The following is a 22,412-nucleotide window of genomic DNA, read 5'->3' as shown; positions in this document are numbered from 1 at the left end:
CGATCTTGACGCATGCGTACGGCTGCGGTACCGGAGACGAACCTGTTCGATGACGCTCGGATCCCGTCGGTCATAAGCCGGTTCCCCGACGTCTACAGGGGTATTCGCCATATATGAGCATGGAATGGGTGTATTTTTCTGCAGGGGGGAGCGCGCTGGTCGGCCTCTGGTCGGTCATCATGGGCGTGATCATCGTGGTGCTGCTGGGTGGCGCCTTCTGGATGGGCAACCGCGTACGCAGCCGTGAGCCGCGCCGGCCGAGCCGGGAGGAGCAGCCCCGGCTGCCGGACGGCGGCGCGGTCCATGAGGAGCAGGCGTACCGCGAGCCCAACGAGATACCCCGGAGCGAGCTGCGGCTCACGCCCTACCAGGTGCACGGCAACATGGGCTCCCGGCCGAACACGTCGAAGCAGAGGCCGCGCTGGAGCAGGGGCAGCGGTGGCTCCTTCGGCAGCGGTGGCCTGGGCGCCCACTGAGGCGGCCGGGGCGCCGGTCGAGGCGGCCCGCGGCTCCCGTTCCGCGGACGTGCCCCGCCTTGTGCCGCCGCACCGGCGCGCACGTCGCGACCTGATCGCGCACAGGAAAGCGAAGTGAGAAACATGGCCGAGCGCGCCGCGCTGCCACTGCCGGACTACGACCACCTGCCGATCGGAAGCCTGGAGAGCCGCGTCCGCGCGCTCACCGCCGCCGAGGTGGAGGAGGTGCTCGCCTACGAGCGGGCCCACGCCCACCGCCTCCCGGTGACCGAACTGCTGACGGCCCGCCTGGAACAGCTCCTCTCCGGTGCCGAGCCGACCTCCGGCGACCCCGGCGCCGTACGCCCCGAAGGGCCCGGGCGGCCCAACGCGGGTTCGCCCGTGTCGCCAGCGACATCACCCCAGCCCCCCAGCCCGACACCCCACGGGACCCCCGACCAGCGTGGCCGGCCGAGGGCCGATCGGACGTGGCGGTGACCCGTGACTCTCAGCGCTCGCGCAGTTCGGCGAGGGCGGCGTCGAGGCCGGCACCGCGCGGCCGGTTGAACGGCAGCCTGCCGAGCACGAACGCCATACCGCAGGTGTTGCTGAGCGCCGAGTAGACCAGGCCGCCCGCAATGCCGGCCGACAGCAACTGGAAGGCCGGATGGACGGTCACGCCGAGCCCGAGGCCGAGCAGGACGATCGCCCCGGCGGTGAACCGGACCTGACGTTCCATGCCCCACACCGCTCGGGCCTCGCCCTCGGGCCGGTGCAGTTCGTGACCCGCGGCGGCCCAGGCACCCGTGCCGCCCGCCAGCGTGGCGGCGGCGATGCCGTGCTCGGCGAGGGTGCGGCAGGCGTTCTCTGAGCGGGCGCCCGAGGCGCACACCACGAGCAGGTCGCCGCGGGAGGCCGCGCCCTCGATGGCGGGCAGGGCGCGGCGGAGGTCGTCGAGGGGGATGTTCAGGGCGCCGGGCAGATGGCCTGAGGCATACTCGGCCGGCGTGCGGACGTCGATCACGGTCAGCTCGGGCAGCCGGGCACGTGCCTGGGCGACGTCGAGGGCGAGCGGTGTGGTCACGGGTGTCATCCTTCTTGCTTTTCGACGGGACTCCGAAGCGGGAGTACATTACCCCCAGGGGTATCTTCCAGGGTTTCGAGGGAGCTTAATCGTGGAGCTGGATCTCGCGGGCGCCGAGCTTCGAGCCGTGCTCAACCGGCTGCGCCGGGCTCAAGGCCAGATCTCCGGGGTGATCCGGATGATCGAGGAGGGCCGCGACTGCGAGGAGGTCGTCACCCAGCTCGCCGCCGCCTCACGGGCCCTCGACCGGGCGGGCTTCGCCATCATCGCCACGGGTCTGCAGCAGTGCCTGACCGACATCGAGGGCGGCGAGAAGCCCGAGGAGGACCGCGACGCGATGCGGGCGCGGCTGGAGAAGCTGTTCCTGTCCCTGGCCTGAGACGCCGAGCCACGGGGGTGCCTCCTCGTCCGGAACCGTTGTGCCGCGTGGTTCATACCGCACCGTGTCATGTGGTTCATGTGGCAACGCGTTGTGTGGTTCATGTGGCAACGCGTTGTGTGGTTCATGTGGCAACGCGTCAACTGCTTCATACGGCCGCGTCGATCAGCATGAACACGGCCACCGCCAGCAGCACGACCGCGAAGATCCGTTGGAGCAGGCCCCCGGAGACACGGGCACTGAGGCGTTTCCCGTCCCATGCGCCGAGCACGGCCGCTCCCGCGAAGGGGGCGACGACCGCCCAGTCCAACGCGTCGGCCGTACCCGTGCGAGCCGCGAGCGCCGCCAGTGAGTTGACCGTGATGACGAGCAGGCTGGTGCCCACCGCCACCCGCATCCGCAGCCCGAGGACACCGACCAGCGCCGGTACGGCGAGGAAGCCGCCCCCGACGCCCAGGAGTCCGGTGATCGCACCGAGTCCGGCACCGGCCGCGGCGGCCCTTCCGGGACGTACCGGGGTGTCGCGGTCGGCCACGGCCGGCTGCCGCAGCATCCGCAGCGCGACCATGATGGCGACCACACCGAAGGCACCGGTCAGCACGGACTGAGGAACATCGGCCGCGAGGACCGCGGTGAACATGGCCGGGACGATCCCGGCCATGGCGAAGAGGCTTCCCGAGCGCCAGCGGACGTTGCCTTCGCGGGCGTGTGCGGCCAGACCGGTCACGGAGGTGACCGTGACGATCACCAGGCTCGCGGTCGTGGCCGTGACCGGGTTGAAGCCGAGCAGGTAGATCAGGGCAGGCACGGCGAGGACACTGCCGCCGCCTCCGAGCGCGCCAAGCGTCAGTCCTATGACTCCGCCGGCCGTCAGGGCCAGGACGGTCACGCTGTGATGCCCGCATCCACCGCCGTGATGCCTGCCTCCACCGCCGCCGCGAAGCCGTCGTCGATGGCGACGACCTTCCGCCCCGCCGCGTCCAGCAGCGACGCCGCGATGGCCGCGCGCATGCCGCTCGCGCAGTGGACCCACACCTCTCCGGCTGGAACGTCGTCGAGTCGCTTGTGCAGTTGGTGGACCGGTATGTGGACCGAGCCCGGGACATGTCCGCCCGCACGCTCGGAGTCGCGGCGGACGTCCAGGACGACCACGTCGTCGTCGCCGAGCCGCTTCGCGAGGTCGGTGAAGGCGGCGCGCGGGAAGGAGGCCGGCGTCTCGCCGTCCCGGACCCAGGAGGCGGGTGAGCCGACGGCCGCGGCGGCCGGGCGGTCGATGCCGACGCGCACCAACTCGCGCTGGGCGGCGGCCAGTTGCCCAGGGGACGCGGCGAGCAGGGTCACCGGCTTGCCCCACGGGATCAGCCATGCCAGGTAGGTGGCGACCTTGCCGTCGGCCTCGAAGTTGAACGATCCCGCCACATGCCCCTCGGCGAAGGCGACGCGGCTGCGCAGGTCCACCACCCACTCCCCCGCGGCCAGCCGGGCGGCGATCGCGTCGGCGTCGGCGACCGCGGGCGGGGTCAGGTCGATCTGGGCGGGACCGGCGGCGTTGGCGGGGCCCATGTGCGCGTAGTACGCGGGCACGTCGTCCAGGCCGGCCAGCAGCTCGGCGACGAAGGTGTCCACGTCCTGCACGAGTGCCGGGTTGCCGGTCTTCTCCTTGCCGATGGTGGTGTGGCCGCCCTCGGCCTGCCGGGAGGAGCAGAAGCTGCCGAATCCGTGCGTCGGCAGGACGAGTGTCTCGTCGGGCAGTTCCTCGGCGAGCCGGTGCGCGGAGGTGTGCTGGGCGCGGGCGAGCCGCTCGGTGAGGCGCGGTTCCACCAGGTCGGGGCGGCCCACGGAGCCGAGGAGCAGGGAGCCTCCGCTGAAGACCGCGACGGCCACTCCGGCCTCCTCCAGTACGTACGAGGTGTGGTGCGGGGTGTGCCCGGGCGTGGCGATGGCACGCAGCGCGAGACCGGAGTCGATCTCCACGGTGTCGCCGTCGTGCACGGCGAACCGCTCGAACGAGACGTCCGCCGCGGCGGGCACCAGGTACACGGCGCCAGTGACGCGGGCCAGTTCCAGACCGCCACTGACGTAGTCGTTGTGGATGTGCGTCTCGACCACGTGGGAGATACGCACCCCGCGCCGTACAGCCGCCGCGATCACCTGGTCGAGGTCCCTCGGCGGGTCGACCGCGACGGCCGTGTGCGCACCGCCGGCGAGATAGCTGCGGTTGCCGAGCCCTGCCAGCTCGATGGTGTCGACGAAGAACACCTGGGCGCTCCTTCACGAATCACAGATCACGAATCGCAGATCACGAGTCACGAGTCACTGTCACGAATCATTACCCCCGGGGGTATATGGGCGACTCTAACATGATTACCCCCGGGGGTATTTTCGCGGTCATGCGACTCCCGGGACGAGCTTGATCGGACACATAAGTGGCGGCGTGGGGTCTCGCCATGGTCCGGGTACCCCGGTGGGACCGGATGTCCCGGGATCGCTTTCAGCCTGCGGAAACGAGGCGAGGCGGACGGGCTCGTGGTGAGCCCGTCCGCCTCGCCTCGGACTGTTTGCGGATCGCCGTCAGACGTCCGGCTCCTCCCGTGTCATCGGGGGTTCGGCGGGTGTGGGGGCGGACGAGCCGAAGAGCACGGCCCGGGCCACCTTCGGGGCGAACAGCGCGCTGACCGGCGCGCTCAGTGCCAGGACCCGGCGAAAGGCCTCGCCCACCACGGGATCGCCGGGGGTACGCTCCTGGATCCGGCTCAGGTACCAGTCGACGGGACGGTCCACGGCCCGTGAGGCGAGTGCGTTCCCAGTGGCGCCCGGCATCTTCTTGTCGGACCCGGCCGAGATGTCCCAGGCCTGCCGGGACGCGGCGAGGAGGGCGCGCTGCACCCGGCGTGTCGTCGGTGTCCGGCGCATGTCCGCGAGCGCGTCGCGCAGGGCCACGGCGGACATCGCCGCGACGGACATGCCCTGGCCGTAGATCGGATTGAACGTGCACAGCGCGTCCCCGGTGGCCAGGAAACCCGCGGGGCGCGGTCCGGGCAGGTCGTACCGGCGCCGGACGTTGGCCGTCTTACGGAACCCGAACGCCGGGGACTGCGGCTCGGCCTCTCGCATCCAGTGGTACACGAAGGGGTGCGGCAGCCGCTTCGTGTACGCCACGTACTCGTCGTCGTCCGTGGGCGGTTCGTCGCCGCGCAGGCCCGAGAGAACGGCCAGATGGTTACCGTCCTCCAGAGGCAGGACGACCGCCCCGTAGACCTGCGCGGGGTTCGGGACCACCCAGAAGGCGTGCGTGTCGGTGCCCAGGCTGCCGTTGGTGTCGCGGAAGACCCGTGAGGAGTACGCGAGCCCGGTGTCGATGGTCTCCTCGCGCGGGGCCTCCGCGCCGATCGCAGTGAGCCACTGCGGGGCCTTCGTGCCGTGCCCGGAGGCGTCCACGACCAGGTCCGCCTCCAGGGGGCGCTCCTCCTTGCGGGCACCGTCGCCGCGCTCGCGCACCAGCACGCCCCGGACCCGCGACGCGTCGCCGAGCAGCCCCACGACGTCCGTCGACTCCAGCGTGGTGACGGCCGGGTTGGCGAGCACCCGACGCCGTACCAGTTCCTCGATCTGCAGCCGCGAGCCGGTGAAGACGTACGTCGACGCCGGGCCCCGCCGGAACCAGCGTCCGACCTGCCACTGCACCATGTCGGCCGGAATCCCGACCCGGGGCGCGCCCGCGGCGCGCAGCTCGTCCGTGAACCCCGGCAGCAGTGCGTCCAGGGCTCGTTGCCCGCCTTCGATCAGGGCGTGCGGGTGACGGCTCTGCGGTGCGCCGGGGCGTGGACCGATCCCCTCGGGATAGCGATCGCGCTCGACAACCGTCACCCGGTCGGCGTGCTCGGTCAGAACGTGGGCCGCGAGCAGCCCCGCGATACTGCCTCCCACGACGACCGCATGGCGCCCCGCCGGGCTGCTCCTGTCCCAACCGTCCGCCTGTTGCGCAGAGTTCACGATGCCTTCGCTCCCCTGATTCAGCGCGTGGATCCCGAAGGCCCAGTCTCTCGCGCGCGAGAGACGGTTGAGCGGATTCCGGCCCGTCTCCGCGGGGCGCATCGTGGCACACCCGCGCCGGGCGGGATCGCGTCCGCCCCGCCTTCACCACTGCTCTCCGTCGGCGTCGCCGGCTCCGTCCCGGCGGTCGGATCCGTCGGGCCACACCCCCACGTGGTCCGGTTCGGCGGTCAGGCGGACCCGGCCGTGCAGGCCGTAGCGGTCCACGTAGTCGCGGGGCAGCTGGAGACGGCCGGCACGGTCCAGAACGGTGTACTCCTCGGTGACCGTGCCGCCGGGGCCGCGCAGGGTCTCCGTCGAGGTACGGCCGTCGCGGATGCGGACCGTGCGGCGTACCTGCCCGGAGACGAGCGGATCGTGGGTGACGACGAGGACGGTGGCGCCGAGTTCCTCGTTGGCGCGGCGGAGCGCGGCGAACACGTCCTCGCCGCTCGCGGTGTCGAGTTCGCCCGTGGGTTCGTCGGCGAGCAGTACACGCGGCTCGTTGGCGGTGGCCACCGCGACGGCGACGCGCTGCTGTTCACCGCCGGAGAGTTCGGCCGGGCGCCGGTCGCGGCAGTGGGTGACGCCCAGCACGTCGAGGAGTTCCGCGGCGCGCGAGGCCCGGACGCGACGCGGCACGCGCGTGTATTTCATGGGCAGCGCCACGTTCTCCAGCGCCGTGAGGTAGGGCAGCAGGTTGCGGCCCGTCTGCTGCCACACGAAGCCGACGGTTTGCCGGCGGTAGCCGAGACGCTCGCGCCGCCCCATGGTGAGCAGGTCGTGCCCGGCGACCCGGGCGCGGCCCGCCGTGGGCAGGTCGAGGCCCGAGAGGATGGACAGCAGCGTCGACTTGCCGGAGCCGGACGCCCCGACGAGCGCCACGCACTCACCCTCCTCGACGACGAGGTCGAGGCCCTGGAGCGCCTGCACTTCGACCTCCTCGGTGCGGTAGACCCGGACCAGGTTGTCGCAGACGACGAGCCCGTCTCCTTCGTCGGCGCGCGGTCGACGGGCGTCGCGGGCCCGCTCCTCCAAGGTGCGCAGGTCGCTCTCGTCGGGCTCGGTCACCATTCCTCCAGTCTGGTCTCCCTGAACTCCGGTCACCGTTCCTCCGTGAGGCGAAGGACCGCGCCGAGGCCGCGGCGGCGTCCGAGCCACGTCTCCACACCCACGGCGGCGGCCACGAGCAGGCCGAGACCGATGCCCAGGGCCGCGGTCAGCAGCAGGTCGGGGTGGGTGGTGGGGTCGGTGGAGCCACCGGTGAACTCCCGCAGGTCCAGGGCGGGGCCCAGCAGCGCGGGCAGCGTCAGGCCCAGCGCGGTGCCGCCCACCAGCGCCGCGAGCACCATCGGCAGGAGCTGCACCAGGTGCAGTGCCGACGTGGCGTGCCGGCCCAGGCCGAGGGTGCGGAGGTAGGAGGCGGTGCGGCCGCGTTCGGGGGCGGACAGCAACAGGTCGAGCACGAGGGCCAGCAGGGCGAGGAGCACGGCGAGCGCGGTGCACGCGGTGTGCGCGGTCCTCAGGACGCCGACCATGCCGTCGGCGTCGGCGTCGGCCTCCTCCTCGGCGAGCAGGCGCAATTCACCGACCGCGGCGCCGGCGGCGGCGCGCGGTACGAGGGACCGCAGCGTCTCCACGTCCAGCCGGGGACCGTACAGCAGGAGCGCGGACTCCTCGAAGTCGCTTCCCTGGAAGGCCCCGAGATCGCGGTTGTCGGCGAGCAGCAGACGGTCCCGCGGCGTGGTCGTGCTGCGGACGGGGCCGAGCGCCGGGTCGCGGAGCACGTCGTCGGGGAGTCCGCCGACGACGCGCAGGCGCAGGGAGCGGCCATGTGAGGTGATGCCCAGCAGATCGCCCGCGCGGGCGTCTGTGGCGAGGACCCGGATGTCCCGTGAACGGTCCCCGCCTGGTCCGCGGCCGGACAGTCCGGCGGTGTCGAGTGCGCGTGCCGCGGCCGATCGAGGTGCCGCCTTGCGGAGTTCGGCGCCGTCGACACCGACGAGGCTCGCGATGCCGTACCCCTCGCCGCTGGTACCGCTCGTCGGGTCCACGCGCAGCTGACGCACCCGCACTGTGTCGCGTACTCCGGAGACGCGGGTCAGGCGATCGGTGAGGCCGGGGTTGCGTTCCGCGCCGCGGAAGGACGCGTCGGCGCCGACCTGCCAGGCGGCGGCCTCCCGGCGCCCGTCGGCGAGCGTCCCGGCGACCAGCCCGCCGAACACGGCTCCGGCCAGCGTCACCACCAGCACGAGCAGCGCGAGCGCCCGGGCCGGGGCATCCTTCGCGGCCCGGGAGAGCGCGACGATCCCCACGACGCCGTGTCGCCGTGCGGACCAACGCGCCAGGAGCCGTACCGGCGGCGGATAGCAGCGCACCAGGACGACGACGGTGACGAGCCCCAGCAGGGCGGGCACGGCGGCGAGCAGCGGATCGGGACCGGCGTCGCCCGTGGTACCCCGGGCCCGCAGCGCGGCCACGCCGGCCGCGGCGAGCAGCAGCACCGTCGCCTCGGCGACGATCCGGCGGCCCCCCGCCTGCTGGGTAGGCCGGTGCCCGCGGGCGGTGACGCGGTCGCGCAGGGCGTGCCAGGTGAGCGCGGGGAGAGGCAGCCAGACGAACAGGGCGACGAGCAGCCCGTACCGGTACGCGGGTGACGGGTCCGGAAGGGACCGTGCCGTGACGAGTCCGGCGGCGAGCCCGAGCAGTGCGGCGGGTGCGGTCTGCGCGGCCCGGGTCAGCGCGAGACCCGTCGCGGAGGCACCGCGGGCACGCTGGAGCCGGTGGGCGGCGAGGCGTCGGCGTACCGCGAGCAGGGCCGTGACGACGGTGGTGAGCAGCCCGACCACGATCAGGGAGGCGAGCGCGAAGGAGATCACGGTACGGCCCTGCCGCCACTGCGGGCCGAACTCGGTGAGCACATCGGGGAGTCGGGAGCTGCTCTGGAGTCCGGAGGACGGGTGAGGGCCGATCTGGCAGTACATGCCCATGTCGAAGTCGCCGCAGTAGTCGCCGCGCGCGTCGTGCGGGTACTGGTAGAGCAGCCGCCCGAGGTCGGCCTGTCCCTGGTCGTCGGCGAACCGTGCGGCGGTGCGCGCGTCGAGGTCGAGGCGCATGCCCCAGGTCACGGTGAGCGTGGCGTCCGACTGACCCTGGAGGGTGGTGACGGTGCGCGGGGCGACGAGAGCACGGGCCTCCCAGTCGAGCCCGGAGTCGCTGTCGGGCGGGTACTGGGCGGGGCGGGCCAGCTGGGGCAGTTCGCGGGAGAGTCGGTCTCCGCGCACACTGTCGGCGGCGGTGGCCTCGACCGTGGTGCCCCTGCCCGCCCGGAAGAAGCCCACCACGGCAGCGGTGCCGTGCACGCCCTCCAACACCCCCGGCTCGATGGGCAGCTGCTGCCCCAGCCGTAGTTTCAGTGCCTCGCGGGTGCGCGTGGAGACGGCGATCTCCAGAGCCTCGGCGCCGGGGTCGGGTGGCCGTCCCTCGGTGTAGGCGCCGCGGCCGGGTGCGTCGGAGGCGTACACCAGGCCCAGGCCGACGTCTCCGGCGGCCGTTCTCGTGCGGACGAGGGGCAGTTCGACGCGGGTGGAGTCGTGGACGAGGCTGCCGTCGAGGGCGTCCGGGACCGCGTTGCCGATCACTGTGGTGACGGGGCGCAGGTCCTCGTCGAGATCGCCGGCAGCGCCCGGGACTGCGGGGGCGAACTCTGCGGTGAACCGGATTCCGGGCTCGGCGCTCTGCTCCTGTTCCAGTCGTGAGGCGAGCGCCTGTCCGGCGAACCGGTCGAGGAGTACGGGGCTCGCGGCGGCGACGGCGGTGAGGAGTGCCGTGACGGCCATGAGGCAGGCCAGCAGGGGCAGTTCGGCCCGTGCCTCGCGCAGGGCGACGGGGACGGGCCGCCTCACCGGTCCTGCCCCCGCGGGCGGTACCCGGCGTGTCATCGGTCCTCCCCAGCCCGCAGCACCCGCGCCAGGTCGACCCGCCCCAGGATCCTGGCGGCAACCGTAACGACCGCGCAGATCAGGAGGGTCGTCGCACCCGCCGTGAGGACGACGCGCATCCACGGCACCTCGGTGAGCAGCCCGGGGTAGACCGGGCGGCCGGTGTCGTCGACGGTGACCACCGGCATGATCAGCGCGGCCAGCGCGGTGCCCAGCAGGGTGCCGAGCACGGCCGCGACGGCGGCGAGCGCGAGCTGTTCGGTCCACAGGTACGCGGCGAGCTGGCGGCGTCGTACGCCCAGCGCCCGCAGCAGCGCGAACTCCCGTGCCCTGGCGCGGGCCGAGAGCGCCGTGTGCAGGGTGAAGCCGATGACGGCGAACGCCGGAGCGAGCACCAGGCACAGCGTGAGTCCGCCGCGTGCGCCCTGCCGGAGCGGGTCGGCGGCCAGCAGGGCCCGAGTGTGGGGCACGTCGACGGCCGTACCGAGGCGGGGGTCGGCCCGGACGGCGCGCAGGGCGGCGGTGGCGTCCCCGCCGTCGGCCGCCACCCACCAGGCGGTCTCGGCGCCGGGCAGAACACCGTCGAGCGCGAGCTGGGCGGCGAGGGCCCGGGAGTCGGCGAGCAGCCGGGGCCGGTCCCGTTCGGCGCCCGGCACGGCGTCGATCTCCCCGACGACCTTGACGCGGGCCGTTCCGCCTCCGGCGCGCTGGAAGGTGACCGTGCCTCCGACGCGGACGACGCCGGAGGCCAGCAGGGTGCGATCGGCGAGGACGGGCGCGGCCGGTCGGCCTCGGGCACGGTCCGTGCCGAGACGCACGCTCCATGTCGGGTACTTGACCTTGGTGTCGGGGCCGCGCAGCACCGCGTCCAGGAGCGTGCCGGGTCCGGGTCGGTCGGCGCAGAGCACGGGTCCCGGGGCGCGCCCGGTCAACCTGCGCGGCTTGGCCGACGGGCAGCCGGCGACGTGCTCGTCGGGGGCGTCGGCGCGCAGGTCGTGCCAGGCGGCGGGCCGCGTGAGGCCGGGTACGCGGTCGACGGTGAGGCGGTAGGTACGCCGCACGGACTCGCCCTTCATGCTCAGGCCGAGCTGGACGACGCGTAACCCGCCGCCGTCGGCCGGGACCTTCAGACGGACCGTACGGGCCTGGCCGCCGGTGTCGTCGAGGGGCACCTCACTGGTGTGGGCGAGTCCGTCCGCGTCGACGAAGTGCACGGAGAGCCGGACGGGTACGGGGGTGCCGGGTCCGTCGGCGGACAGGCGGACGCGGAGCGGGAGTTCACGCGGGGCGCCGTCGAGCGGCAGCCCGTAGGCGGGGATGTTCCGGCCGAGCGGGGTGACGAGGTCGGGCACGGGCCGGTCGGTGAGGTCGGGGCGCAGGGCGGGGGCGGGGCCGCGCGCGGTGTCGATGCCGGTGACGGCGATGTAGCTCTGGCCGACGAAACCGTTGACGTCCACGACGGGCGTGACGGACCGGGCGCCGGGTAACGCGGCGTACGTCGTGCGCCGTTCACCGGGCGCGAGCCGGTCGCTCGGCTCGATCCGCAGGTCGGAGCCCACTTTGAAGACCGCCTGGTCGTGGTCGCCGCGGTCCAGGATGGCGAGCGCGGTGCTGCTGAGCGCGGCGACGGCCAGGGCCAGCGTCACCACCAGCGCGGGTCCGGCGTGCCGTGCCGCACGCCGCCCGATCTGCCAGGCGCCCAGGGGCAGCACGAGCCCGGTGCCGCGCCGTGCGAGGGGGTCGGTGACGCGGGCGAGCAGGGGCAGTGCCCGCAGCACGAGGAGTGCGGCGGCGCAGGTCATCGCGACGGGTGCGAGGACCAGCACGGGATCGACGCCTCCGCCGGTGACCGGCGAGCGGTACTGCCGCAGTTGGAGCCAGCCGAGCACGGCGACGGCCGCGAGCGCCAGGTCGGCACCCAGCCGCTGAGCTCCCGCGAACCGCCCTAGCCGGAGCCTGAGCCGGCGCACCGCGTGCTGGTCCCGCACGGTCCGTACCGTCGGCAGCAGCAGGGAGGCACCGTGCACGGCGACGGCGAGCAGCGCGGCCGCCCAGGCCGCCGTCGGCGTCGCCGTCGCGGATACGTCGCCGGGGATCAGTCCGGCCCGGTCGAGCAGTCGCAGCAGGGGACCGGCGAGGAAGGGCGCGGCGAGTCCCGCGGGTACCGCGAGGGCCGCCCACTGTGCCGCCGTTGCCCAGGCCAGCCGCGGTGTTCCCGCGCCACGCGCGGCCAGTAGCGCCAGTTCGGGACGGCGGTGCTCGGCGATCTGACGTGCGGTCAGCACGAGGGCGGCCGCGGCCAGGGCGGCCAGCAGGGTCGCCGGGACGTAGAGGCCGGCCCGGGCCACGGCAATGGGGGTGGTCAGGCCGTCGAGGGCGTCGTCCAGCTGTGACCTGACGCTGAGTTCGCCCGTGGGCCGTGTACCGCGGAAGACGGAGAGCGAGACGTCACTGCCGCCGAACCCGTCGGCACGCCGCTCCAGTGGCCGGATGTCGCCGAGTCGCAGGCCGCCGGTATCCGGTACGGCGAGCCAGAGCGCTTGGGCGTTCCCGGCCAGGGACGGGGTCGCGGTCAGTGCCGGTCGTGCCACCAGGGCGATGGATTCGGACGTGCCGAGTGCGCTGTTCAGGTTCGCCCAGACGGCCGGGCTGCGGCCGTCCGCCCGGTACAGGCCGGCCACTCGCAGACGGAGCCGCGTTCCGTCGTCGGCCTGCACCCTCAGCTCGTCACCGGGCCGTACCGCGAGCCGCGCGGCGAACACGTCGGTGAGCGCGGTCTCGACGACGCCCGTGTCCCCGGTCGTGCGCGGCCGGCGCCCGGCCACCAACCGGGCGTGCCGGGACTCCTCCTGGAGGGCGACCAGGGAGACACCGGCGTCGTCGCGCGGCTGTCCGGCCGCCTCCGTGACCGAGAGCTGGGCGGAGCGGTTGTCCGGGACCCGTAACGCGGACCAGGTGTGGTGCGGGACACCGCCGAAGGTGCGGTCGACGGCGGCCCGTACGAGTTCGTCCAGGCGCTCGGCGTGGTGCGGCGGGTACGGCCCGGAGACGTCGAGCACGGCCTCGGGGTCGCTCGCCAACCGCCGTTGCACCGCGCCCTCGACGGCCTTCTCGGTGAGGGTGGCCAGCGCGGCCAGGACGGTCGCGGCCAGCAGCACAGCGAGCCCGGCGGCACCGAGCACCAGTGCGTGGTGCCGGGTTCCCCGTACCGCGGCAGGCGTACGTCTCCCGCTCAAGCCACTGCTCTCCCCCTGTGCGACCGACCGGCACAGTATGGGTACGCCCCGGTGGGCCCGCAATCACGAAATTCGGCCAGCTGTGCACCACAGCTGCGCACCACCGGCGTTCACAGAAATCACCGAAGAACGACAGAACAATTGACGTGTTCGCAGCACACCCCTACCTTCTGATCGATTCACCGAACCTCGTTCGAAATATCGGCCACCTCTCGGTTATTTCTCACTTCCCCCGGCTCCCGCACGCCCATTGGAGACCAGATGAGCGCACGACCCCACCCGGGCCCACAGCCGTCGCGTCGGCTCTTCCTCGCCATGGCCGCCGCCACTCCCCTGGCCATGACCGGCGTGATGAGCCTCGGCGCGAGCACCGCTCACGCCGCCGACTCGGCCTACGTGATGTGCTACTTCACCGAGTCGACCAGCCTCGGCGAGGGCACCGACTACGGTCTCCACCTCGCGGTCAGCCCCGACGGGCTGAACTGGACGCCGCTGAACCAGAACAACCCGCTCGCCACCCCCACCGCGGGCGCGCTCGGACTGCGCGACCCCTTCCTCATGCGCAGGCAGGACGGCACCTTCGTCGTCCTCGCCACCGACCTCAAGGGCACCGACTGGAGCTACAACAGCCAGTACATCCACGTCTGGGACTCCGCCGACCTGCGCACCTTCACCGGCTACCGCCGCCTCAAGCTGCACGACATGACCACCCACAGCTGGGCTCCCGAGGCGTTCTGGGACGCCGGGCGGGGACAGTACGCGGTCATCTACTCATCGGTGAACTCCAGCGGGCACAACGTGATCATGGTGAACTACACCAGCGACTTCATCACGGCCTCCGCCCCGCAGGTCTTCTTCGACCCGGGCTACGACGTCATCGACGGCAACATGACCGTGGGCGTGGGCGGCGTCAACTATCTCCACTTCAAGAAGAACCAGACCCTGGTCGCCGCGCGCTCCACCTCACTCAACCCCGGGAGCTTCACCGAGTTCAGCACCGGTGTCGCGCACGGCGGCACCGAGGCACCCACCGTGTTCAAGTCCCTGGCCTCGAACACCTGGTACCTGTGGGGAGACACCTACACTCCGAACGGCGTCTTCTACGCGTGGCAGACGTCCGACCTCGCGTCCGGCACCTGGACCGCGCTTGACCAGAGGACCTACACCCAGCCGGTCAACTCCAAGCACTGCGGCATCGCGACCATCACCGGCACCGAGTACACCAACCTGCTCGCCAAGTGGGGCGCACCGGCCTGGAACCGGCTCAAGTCCTTCAACTATCCGGCCCGTTACGTCCGTCACGCGAACTTCGCCGCCCGCATCGACACTTACCCGTTCGACCTGTACACCGACTCCCAGTGGAAGCTCGTGCCCGGCCTCGCCGACAGCTCCGCAGTGTCCTTCCAGTCGGTCAACTACCCCACCCGCTATCTGCGGCACTACAACTACGAGCTGCGGCTCGACGTCAACGACGGCACGTCGGCGTTCGCGGCGGACGCGACCTTTCACCGAACGGCCGGCCTCGCGGACTCCGGCTGGGCGTCCTTCCGCTCGTACAACAACCCGACCCGCTACATCCGGCACTCCGACTACGTGCTGCGCATCGACCCGGTCTCGACGGCCACCGAGCGGCAGGACGCGACCTTCCGCGTCGGCTACTGAGCGAGCGGCAACCCCGTGTAGTTCTCCGCCAGCTCGGCCGCCGCGTGCTCCGAGGTCGCGATGCGGTCGAGCTGGGAGAGCTGGAGCCTGGTCTCGAACGGGGACTGCTCCGGATCGGCATGGAGGGTCGTCGTCATGAAGTACGAGAAGTGCTCGGCGCGCCACACCCGGCGCAGGCAGGTGTCGGAGTAGGCGTCCAGCAGGCCGGTCGAGCCGGTGTCCTTCAGGTGCGCGAAGGCGCGGGCCAGGACGATGACGTCGGCGACGGCCAGGTTGAGGCCCTTGGCGCCGGTGGGCGGCACGATGTGGGCGGCGTCGCCGGCCAGGAAGACCCGGCCGTACCGCATCGGCTCGGTGACGTGGCTGCGCATCGGCAGCACCGCCTTGGACGTGACAGTGCCGCGCTTGAGCCGCCATTCGGGGTTCGCGTCGAGGGCGAAGCGGGCGTCCAACTCGTCCCAGATCCGCCCGTCGGACCAGTCGGCCGGGTCCGTTCCGTTGGGCACCTGGAGGTAGAGCCGGCTGACGGACTCGGAGCGCATGCTCGCCAGGGCGAAGCCGCGCTCGGAGTGGGCGTAGATCAGCTCGTCGTAGACGGGCGGCGCGTCGGCGAGGATGCCCAGCCAGGAGTACGGGTAGGTCCGCTCGTACGTCGTCCGCACGCCCTCGGGCAGCATGCCCCGGGTCACGCCGTGGAAGCCGTCGCAGCCGACCACGTAGTCACAGGTCAGGGTCTTCTCGCGGCCCTCGTGGGTGTAGCGGATCACCGGGCGGTCCTCCGCTCGGTCCGATGCCGTGACGCCCTCCACCGCGTGCACCTCAGCCTCGAAGTACAGCGGTCCGCCGTCGGCGAGCTGGAGGGCGACGAGGTCCTTCACCACTTCGGTCTGGGCATAGACCCACACCCGGCGCCCGCCCGTCAGTGCGGGGAAGTCGACCCGGTGGGCGCGGCCGCCATAACGCAGCTCGATGCCGTCGTGGGGCATGCCCTCGCGGTCCAGCCGCTCCCCGGCGCCCGCGGCGCGCAGGACGTCCACGGTGGCCTGCTCCAGGATCCCCGCCCGCTGCCGCTGTTCGACGTAGGCCCGGTCGCGGCGTTCCAGGACGACGCTGTCGATGCCGGCGTTGTGCAGCAGGCGGGCGAGCAGCAGCCCGGAGGGGCCGCCGCCGATGATCCCGACGGTCGTGTGCATGGACGTCTCCTCGTCGTCGAGGACGGGCGCGTGCCTGAAGGGGGCTCCGGACACGAGCGGGTGCGGCTTCCTGGTCTGGCTTGTATGGCTCGTGCGGCTTCCTGGACGAGGTGTTCGCCCAGTGAAACAACCTTCACCGACTCGGAGTGAGTGTGCGCTCCCGCTCGTCCCCTGTCAACGGCCGCCGGCCCCCAGGAAGTGGAACCCGGGACGTGGGTGCATCAGGAAGTCGTGATGGGAGATGTTCCACGCGTACGCCCCCGCCAGGGCGAACACCACCCGGTCCCCGGCCCGCAGCCCCGGGGCGTGGACGTGCCGGGCGAGGACGTCCTTCGGGGTGCACAGCTGGCCCGTGAGCGTGACACGGTCGCCACCACTCGCCGGACGCGGCCAGGGGTGCGGCCAAGCGTCCACCTCAAGCACCGAACACGGCTGGTCGTGCCCCTTGGTCGCGGGGGTGCGCAGATGGTGCGTGCCGCCGCGGACGACCGCGAACTCCTCCCCGTGGCTGTGCTTCACGTCCAGCACCTCGGTGGCGTACCAGCCGCAGTACGCCGTGAGGGCACGTCCGGGTTCGATGCGCAGCGTCAGGTCCGGGTACTCGTCGGCCAGCCGGGCGAGCCCCTCGCCGTAGGCCGCCCAGTCGAAGCGGCTCTCGGGCTGCGCGTAGTCCACGGTCATGCCGCCGCCGACGTTCACCTCGCCGATCGGGACGCCCAGTCCCACCGCCCAGGTCACGACGGCGCGGGCCACCGCCAGGAGGTCGGGGGCGTCGAGTCCGCTCGCCAAATGGGCCTGGATGCCACGGAGTTCGAGCTGCGGGTGGGTGCCGTCCGTGAGGGCGCGGAGCATCGGGACCGCCCGGGACGGGTCGAGGCCGAAGGGGGTGGGGCGCCCGCCCATGGTGAGGGAGCTGCTCGCCAGGGTGCCGTCGGCCACGGCGAGGTTGAAGCGGAGCAGGACCGCCACCCGCTCCCCCGGTACGACGCACCGCGCCAGCTCGGCCAGCACACGCAGCTCGTGCTCGCTCTCCACGTGGAAGCGGTGGACGCCCCGCTCCAGGGCCGCCGTGATCTCGTCCGGGGTCTTGCCCGGGCCGCCGAAGGCCAGCGGGTGTCGCGGCACGGCCTTGGCCACGTGGGCGAGTTCGCCGCCCGAGGACACCTCGTAGCCGTCGACGTACGGGGCGAGTTCGGTGAGGATCTCCGGCTCGGGGTTGGCCTTGGCCGCGTAGTACAGCTCGACGTGCGGCGGCAGCGCGGACCGCACGGTCGCGACGTGCTCGCGCAGAGCCGTCAAGTCGTAGACGTACGCGGGGAGTTCGGCGCTCGGCAGAGACAGGACGCGGTCGCGGACGGTGGACGTGGGGTGGGTCATCGGGCACTCCGGCGCAGGATGTCCTCGGCTGGTGCCCCGGCAGGCAACGTTTGCCCGTCAAGGAGCGGCGTCGTGGGGGCACCTCCCGCCCGAGGCGTGCGAAGCGCGGTTCGAGGGTGGGGGAGCGTGCTCTCGGCGTGCCGGCCGGGAGACCCCGTTGATGGACCGGACGTACTTGGGCTTTCGGCCGGTGCGGCGAAGGGGGTCCCCCCGTCCGAGCCGTGCGAAGCCGGTTCGAGGAGGGGGGCGCGTGCCGGGCGTCGCAACGGGGCGAACGTTGCCTGTTGGGGCACCAGGGGAGAGGGCAGACGGACGTAGCCGGCCTCGCGGTCGGCCTTGCGTTCCCAGCGGGTGAGCAGGTTGGCCTTGGCGGGCAGCGGCACTCCGGCGAGCAGGGCGGCGAGGCGGGGCGGGCAGCCGTCGCGGTCCGCGTACATCTGGAGGGCGGCCCGGACCCTGGCCCACAGGTCGGCCTCGATCTCCGGGTGGAGGTCGGCGAGGGCCGCGAGGAGCTCGGCGACGTGGTTGACCAGCAGGCAGTACACGACCCGGTCCCAGCCGCGCTGGGCGCCGTATGTCATCGGGCCCGCGACCTCGGGCGGCAGCGCGGCGAGTGTGCCGGCGTGGTGGTCGGGGAGGAGCTTGGTGCCCTCCAGGTCGCGGAAGAGGACCTGGGCGGGCATGCCGTCGGCGTCCACGCAGATCAGCACGTTCTGCAGGTGGGGTTCGAGGACCAGTCCATGGTCGAAGTAGGCGGCCAGGACAGGCGGGACGAGGAGGCGCAGATAGGCGTCCCACCAGTCGAGGGCAGCCCGTGGGCCCGCTCCGTCGAGGAGGCGGGACAGATGTGCGGGGCCCGTCGGGTACTCGTCGGCGACGGCCGCCGCGAGCAGCGGCGTCGTGCCGGGCAGCAGCCGGCGGCTCAGGCCCTCGCGCACGATGACGCCCAGGCCCTCCAGGAGGGTGCGGTCGGGGATGCCGTCCGGGCCGGGGAGGGCGAGGCTGCGGTAGGCGGGCTCGCGGAGCATCGCGCTACCGGGGAAGCGGTCCTCCAGGTCGGCCAGCACCGGGGCGAGTACGCGGGTGAGGGCCACCGCGCCGGAGAGTTCGTAACTGGCGTTCTTGCGCAGGCAATTGGTGATGCGAACGTTGAGGCTGAACTTCAGGAAGGCGTCGCCGCCGAAGAGAGTGCGCACGGACGCGGTGGCGGCGAAGGGCGTGCCGCCGGGGCCGAGGTCGAGCACGTCCCGGCGGCCGAGGGCGTCGCGCAGGGGCGGGTGGGCGCGCAGCATCTCGTACTGCCAGGGGTGCGCGGGCAGCAGCCGGTAGCCGTCCGGAACGTCGTCGCGCCCGCGGTCGAGGATGTCGGTGGCGCCGGGCTCGGCGCTCTCCTCGGCGATCAGATGGTCGCGTACGGCGAGGTGCCGCAGCGGGAAGGACGCCCCTGCCTCGGGCGCGTACTCCCGCCACGCGTCCACGTCGCCGGTGCGGGCCTTGGGCGTGGGGTGGAATCGGTGCCCGAAGAGGAGGGACTGCTCGGAGGCGAGGTAGTCCGGGCAGTCACCGGCCGCGGTCCTGTGGGCGGCGAGGGCGGCGGAGACGGTGTGATGGCTGGAGGCGATCTGCTCCAGGAACTCCTCGTTGCGCACCCCGGTACGGAGGAACAACTCGTCGTGGGTGTACTCGGCGAGGCGGCGCCAGTCCACCTCCCGCCGGCCGGTGCCGGTCTCCTCGCGCACGGGCCCGGTGAAGCGGTGGGCGCCGAGCAGTGACGTACGACGCAGGGCGGCCCACAGCAGGACGCCGCGGCGGGGCAGCCGCAGCATCAGGTGCCCGTCGGCGACAGCGGTCTGCCGTTCGGGACCGGACACCTCGCGCAGCAGGCAGTTGAGGAGCGTGTGGGCCACGACGTCATCGGCGGCGGGCAGAGAGGTGGCGGTACTGAGGGCGTCGGTGAGCGGGGACATCAGCGGCTCCAGCGGAGGTTCAGAGCGACGGTGGCCAAGCGATGGCGGGATGCCGGACGTGCCGTTGGGCAGGGCTTCGGTGGTCACGCCGAAACCCCGTTCGGGAGCGTGGGGTTGGTGCCGGTGGTGTCCTGCCTGTCCGGCAGCAGGTAGTTCGGCCCGGTGGTGTAGTGCTTGTTGATGTCGAGGGCGCCCGACCGCTCCTTGCCGAGCAGCGTCCCGGCGGTGACCATCGCCTTCACCGGCAGCCGGGGCGCGTCCAGCACCCGCTCGCGCAGTACGGCTCCGGGCTCGCCGCCGAGCCGTTCCACGGCCTGCGCGAGCCGGTCCCGTACGAGCCCCAGCAGCAGCGGCAGTGGAGCCCGGCCGTGCTCGGCGAGCCCGAACGCGTGTGCGCCCGCGCACAGATGGAGGGTGATGGTGGTGAAGAGGTCGGCGACCGGCCCGTCGTCGCGGCAGAAGGTCCGGGGGTCGTCGAAGTCCCACGGGCCGCCGCCGAGCGTCGCCTCCAGCCGTGCGGTGTTGATGCGCGGCCCGTCGTTGTCCTTGAGCAGCAGCCGCAGGTCGCCGGGGTGCGGCTCCAGGACGAGCGACACGTTCTGCTGGTGCGACTCCAGCGCGATCCCGTACCCGAACAGCGTGGTCTGCCAGTCGAAGAGAAGCGTCAGGACGGCGTCCAGGAAGGCGGTCACGTCACCGCCGTGGAAGCGGTCGGCGAGATGATCGATCACCAGCCGTCCGCCGGGCGCCTCCGCGAGCAGCGCGGCCATGGGGACGACGACCGAGTCGTCGAGCCCCTCCGGGTAGCGGCGGCACAGCACGGCCAGCATCTCGTGCCCGGCGTGGGCGTACACGGTCTCGTCGGCGTGCAGGACCGTCTCCCGGAAGCGGGTTTCGCGGTCGACGACCGCTTCCAGCAGCCGCTGTCCCGCCGCGCCGTCGACGAGGGTGCCGGGCTTGATCGAGCGCTTGTTGCGCAGGCCCAACGAGGCAGTGGGCAAGGGGAGTTTGAGGTGCGCGGCCGGGTCGGCGGCCGACGCGACCGTACGGGTCGACAGCGTGGGAACGACATCGAGGTACCCGTGGTCGGCGAGCACCGCGTGGCCGGTCAGCCCCGTGTCGCGGAGCGCCTCGTCGAGCGGGGCACCCACGGTCAATGGGTGTACGGGCAGGGCGACATGGGTGCGGTCGAGCTCGGCGAGCCCGAGGACACCGGGCGTGGGCCAGTACGCCGGCAGGCTCCCGGCCACGGTGAGAGCGTCCTTCGGCACGGCCAGCCAGCGAAGAGTGAACCTCGGATGTAACTCGGGTGCGTACGCGTGGAGTTGGTCGTCGTCGAGCCCGGAGCGACCACGGGCCGTCGGGTACACCGGGTGGTCGAGGCGGGCCGCGAGCGTGTCGTGGGCGAGGCTGCCGGCGAGTCCCGTCCACCGGGCGGGGTCGGCGCCGTAGCGGTCGGCGAGCCGGTCGCGTACCGCCTCGGCCGTGCGGGCGTGCAACCGCATCGTGGCCAGCGTCTGGCGGCACTCCTCGGCGAAGGCGTCGAAGCCGTCGCGGTCGACGGGTTCGGCGAGGGCCCGCAGCTCGGTGAGGACGGTCTCGTACGTCGTTGCCTCGAAGCCGTTCGACTCCCTTACGAGCATCGGCAGTCGGGCGGTGTACGCGCACTGGAAGCCTTCCTCGGCGACCGGCAGCAGCAGGGCGTCGCCGTCGACGGGCAGCCGGAGCCACGGGCCGTCGGGGCGGTGCACGAGTGCGCTGCCGGTGCGCAGGCCGACGACGTCCTCGCGGAGCAGGGCGCTGAGCACACGCGTGAGCAGTTTGGACTCGGCGGCATCCGCGGATGTCGCCGTGGTGGTCGTCACGGCTGGATCACCCAGCTCTGAGCCGCGAGGAACCGGGCCGCCGCACGGTCCACGGCTCCCTGGTCGGTGCCCACCGCCCGCAGGACACCCAAGTAGTCGCGGTTGGTGCGGTACAGCTCGTGCCGCTCCCCGAGCGGGCGGAGCGGACGGTACGTCAAGTGCACGCCGTTTACGGTGAGTTCGCTGCTCGATGGTGCGGCGGTGAGGGTTCCTGCACGCTCGGCGCACGGGTACTCCAGCAGGGCCGCTCCGTCGCGCCGCGCACCCAGGTCCGCGGGCAGGGATTCACCGAGGTGCGTGCGCAGGATGTACTCGAACAGCGGGATGTCCAGGAGCTGGGCGAGCAGCAGGTCGCACTGGTCGCCGACGGCCCGGTAGTTGACCTCGATGAGGCGCGCCCGGCCCTCGTGGACCACGAACTCGGTGTGGCAGGCGCCGAACCCGACGCCGAGCGCGTCGAGCTGGGCGAGGACCTGGTCGACGACCCTCTCGGGGTGGGCCGGGACGAAGGTCATCCGCTCCTCGACGAAGTACGGCGGTGGGGACGGCTCGGTGTGGAAGCCTCCGAGGACGTGACGGATACGTCCGTCGCCGACGGTCTCCAGCGTGTACAGCTCTCCCGGCAGGTACTCCTCCACGAGCAGGGTGGCTCCGGGGCGGCGCGCGAGGATCGCCTTGCGGTGTGCCACGAGTTCCTCGGGCCCTTCGACGAGGACGACGTCCTCGCTGGCCACGCCCTCGCGGGGCTTGATCACGCAGGGGTACGGCGCGTCGAGGGCGACGGGGTCGGTGAGTTCGGTGAGTTCCGCCGACCAGACGGTGTCGGCACCCGCCGCGGCGAGCCGGCGGCGCATCTCGGCCTTGTCCTTGGCTCGCAGGGTGGCCCGCCAGTCCTTCGCGGGGAGGCCGAAGTAGTGGGCGGCGAGCGCGGCCTGGGTCTGGAGGTGGTCGCTGTTGGTGAAGACGGCGTCCGGGGTGTGGTGTGTGGAGATGCGTGTGACGACGGCGCGGAAGTCGCGCACATCGCACTCCAGGATCTCGATGCCGGGGCAGGTGCGGCGGTGGGCGTCGGGCTGGTCGGTCAGGAGGGTGACGTCGAGGCCGAGCCGGGCGGCGGCGGGCAGGAAACCCTCGGTGACGGAGTCGGTGGGGTTGAGGGCGAGCAGGTACAGACGCATGGGTTCGGGAGCACAACTTCCTTGAGGGGCGGGGGTTCGGGAG

Annotated in this window: 16 protein-coding genes; 4 read left to right on the top strand and 12 right to left on the bottom strand. The window is 72.6% G+C overall.

Going from position 1 to position 22,412, the window contains the following annotated elements; all coding sequences use genetic code 11:
* The first annotated feature begins 119 nt into the window (after positions 1–119).
* On the top strand, positions 120–476 hold the full coding sequence (locus FPZ41_RS31415; protein ID WP_322620956.1) for a DUF6479 family protein: 357 nt from the start codon (positions 120–122) through the stop codon (positions 474–476).
* 123 nt (positions 477–599) lie between these two features.
* Complete coding sequence (locus FPZ41_RS31410) at positions 600–953, top strand: hypothetical protein (protein ID WP_152867017.1); 354 nt, start codon at positions 600–602, stop codon at positions 951–953.
* Between the two features lie 10 nt (positions 954–963).
* Here FPZ41_RS31410 and FPZ41_RS31405 read toward each other — a convergent pair whose 3' ends face one another.
* Positions 964–1,548, bottom strand: a complete 585-nt coding sequence (locus FPZ41_RS31405; protein WP_152867009.1) for a rhodanese-like domain-containing protein — start codon at positions 1,546–1,548, stop codon at positions 964–966.
* 82 nt (positions 1,549–1,630) lie between these two features.
* On the opposite strand from FPZ41_RS31405, the gene FPZ41_RS31400 reads away from it, so the two are divergent.
* On the top strand, positions 1,631–1,918 hold the full coding sequence (locus FPZ41_RS31400; protein ID WP_131568657.1) for a metal-sensitive transcriptional regulator: 288 nt from the start codon (positions 1,631–1,633) through the stop codon (positions 1,916–1,918).
* Positions 1,919–2,066: 148 nt separating this feature from the next.
* Here FPZ41_RS31400 and FPZ41_RS31395 read toward each other — a convergent pair whose 3' ends face one another.
* The 6 genes from FPZ41_RS31395 to FPZ41_RS31370 form a co-directional block, all read right to left on the bottom strand.
* A complete protein-coding gene (locus tag FPZ41_RS31395; protein WP_322620954.1) occupies positions 2,067–2,807 on the bottom strand; it encodes a sulfite exporter TauE/SafE family protein in 741 nt (246 codons plus the stop codon).
* Positions 2,804–4,177, bottom strand: coding sequence for an MBL fold metallo-hydrolase (locus tag FPZ41_RS31390; RefSeq protein ID WP_322620953.1), 1,374 nt, complete (start codon positions 4,175–4,177; stop codon positions 2,804–2,806). The genes FPZ41_RS31395 and FPZ41_RS31390 overlap by 4 nt, the downstream gene beginning before the upstream one ends.
* 312 nt (positions 4,178–4,489) lie before the next feature.
* Positions 4,490–5,845, bottom strand: coding sequence for an FAD-dependent oxidoreductase (locus FPZ41_RS31385; protein ID WP_322620955.1), 1,356 nt, complete (start codon positions 5,843–5,845; stop codon positions 4,490–4,492).
* Between the two features lie 210 nt (positions 5,846–6,055).
* Positions 6,056–7,024, bottom strand: a complete 969-nt coding sequence (locus FPZ41_RS31380; RefSeq protein WP_152867008.1) for an ABC transporter ATP-binding protein — start codon at positions 7,022–7,024, stop codon at positions 6,056–6,058.
* 29 nt (positions 7,025–7,053) lie between these two features.
* A complete protein-coding gene (locus FPZ41_RS47380; protein ID WP_194236271.1) occupies positions 7,054–9,891 on the bottom strand; it encodes an FtsX-like permease family protein in 2,838 nt (945 codons plus the stop codon).
* Positions 9,888–13,127 carry an ABC transporter permease gene (locus tag FPZ41_RS31370; protein WP_152867007.1) on the bottom strand — a complete coding sequence of 1,080 codons (3,240 nt, stop codon included), beginning with the start codon at positions 13,125–13,127 and terminating at the stop codon, positions 9,888–9,890. Before FPZ41_RS31370 ends, FPZ41_RS47380 begins: the two co-directional genes overlap by 4 nt.
* 261 nt (positions 13,128–13,388) lie before the next feature.
* Between FPZ41_RS31370 and FPZ41_RS31365 the strand changes: the two genes are divergently transcribed.
* Positions 13,389–14,789 (top strand): glycoside hydrolase family 43 protein, encoded by a 1,401-nt coding sequence (locus tag FPZ41_RS31365; RefSeq protein ID WP_152867006.1) that lies wholly within the window; start codon positions 13,389–13,391, stop codon positions 14,787–14,789.
* On the opposite strand, the gene FPZ41_RS31360 is transcribed toward FPZ41_RS31365, so the two are convergent.
* From FPZ41_RS31360 to FPZ41_RS31340, 5 genes are all read right to left on the bottom strand, one after another.
* Positions 14,783–15,982, bottom strand: coding sequence for a 4-hydroxybenzoate 3-monooxygenase (locus tag FPZ41_RS31360; RefSeq protein ID WP_152867012.1), 1,200 nt, complete (start codon positions 15,980–15,982; stop codon positions 14,783–14,785). The genes FPZ41_RS31365 and FPZ41_RS31360 overlap by 7 nt on opposite strands.
* A gap of 174 nt (positions 15,983–16,156) precedes the next feature.
* The gene (locus FPZ41_RS31355; RefSeq protein WP_152867005.1) at positions 16,157–17,359 is read right to left on the bottom strand and encodes a type III PLP-dependent enzyme; all 1,203 of its coding nucleotides are present in this window, start codon (positions 17,357–17,359) and stop codon (positions 16,157–16,159) included.
* Complete coding sequence (locus tag FPZ41_RS31350; protein ID WP_228023102.1) at positions 17,356–19,326, bottom strand: IucA/IucC family protein; 1,971 nt, start codon at positions 19,324–19,326, stop codon at positions 17,356–17,358. Before FPZ41_RS31350 ends, FPZ41_RS31355 begins: the two co-directional genes overlap by 4 nt.
* Before the next feature lie 83 nt (positions 19,327–19,409).
* Positions 19,410–21,191, bottom strand: a complete 1,782-nt coding sequence (locus FPZ41_RS31345; RefSeq protein ID WP_322620952.1) for an IucA/IucC family protein — start codon at positions 21,189–21,191, stop codon at positions 19,410–19,412.
* A complete protein-coding gene (locus FPZ41_RS31340; protein WP_152867004.1) occupies positions 21,188–22,369 on the bottom strand; it encodes an ATP-grasp domain-containing protein in 1,182 nt (393 codons plus the stop codon). The genes FPZ41_RS31345 and FPZ41_RS31340 overlap by 4 nt, the downstream gene beginning before the upstream one ends.
* Positions 22,370–22,412 lie beyond the last annotated feature (43 nt).

Origin of the sequence: Streptomyces acidicola, from assembly GCF_009377235.1 — a bacterium.
GTDB lineage: Bacteria > Actinomycetota > Actinomycetes > Streptomycetales > Streptomycetaceae > Streptomyces > Streptomyces acidicola.
Note: the sequence above shows the minus strand (reverse complement) of the source record. Positions and strands in the feature narration are given on the sequence as shown.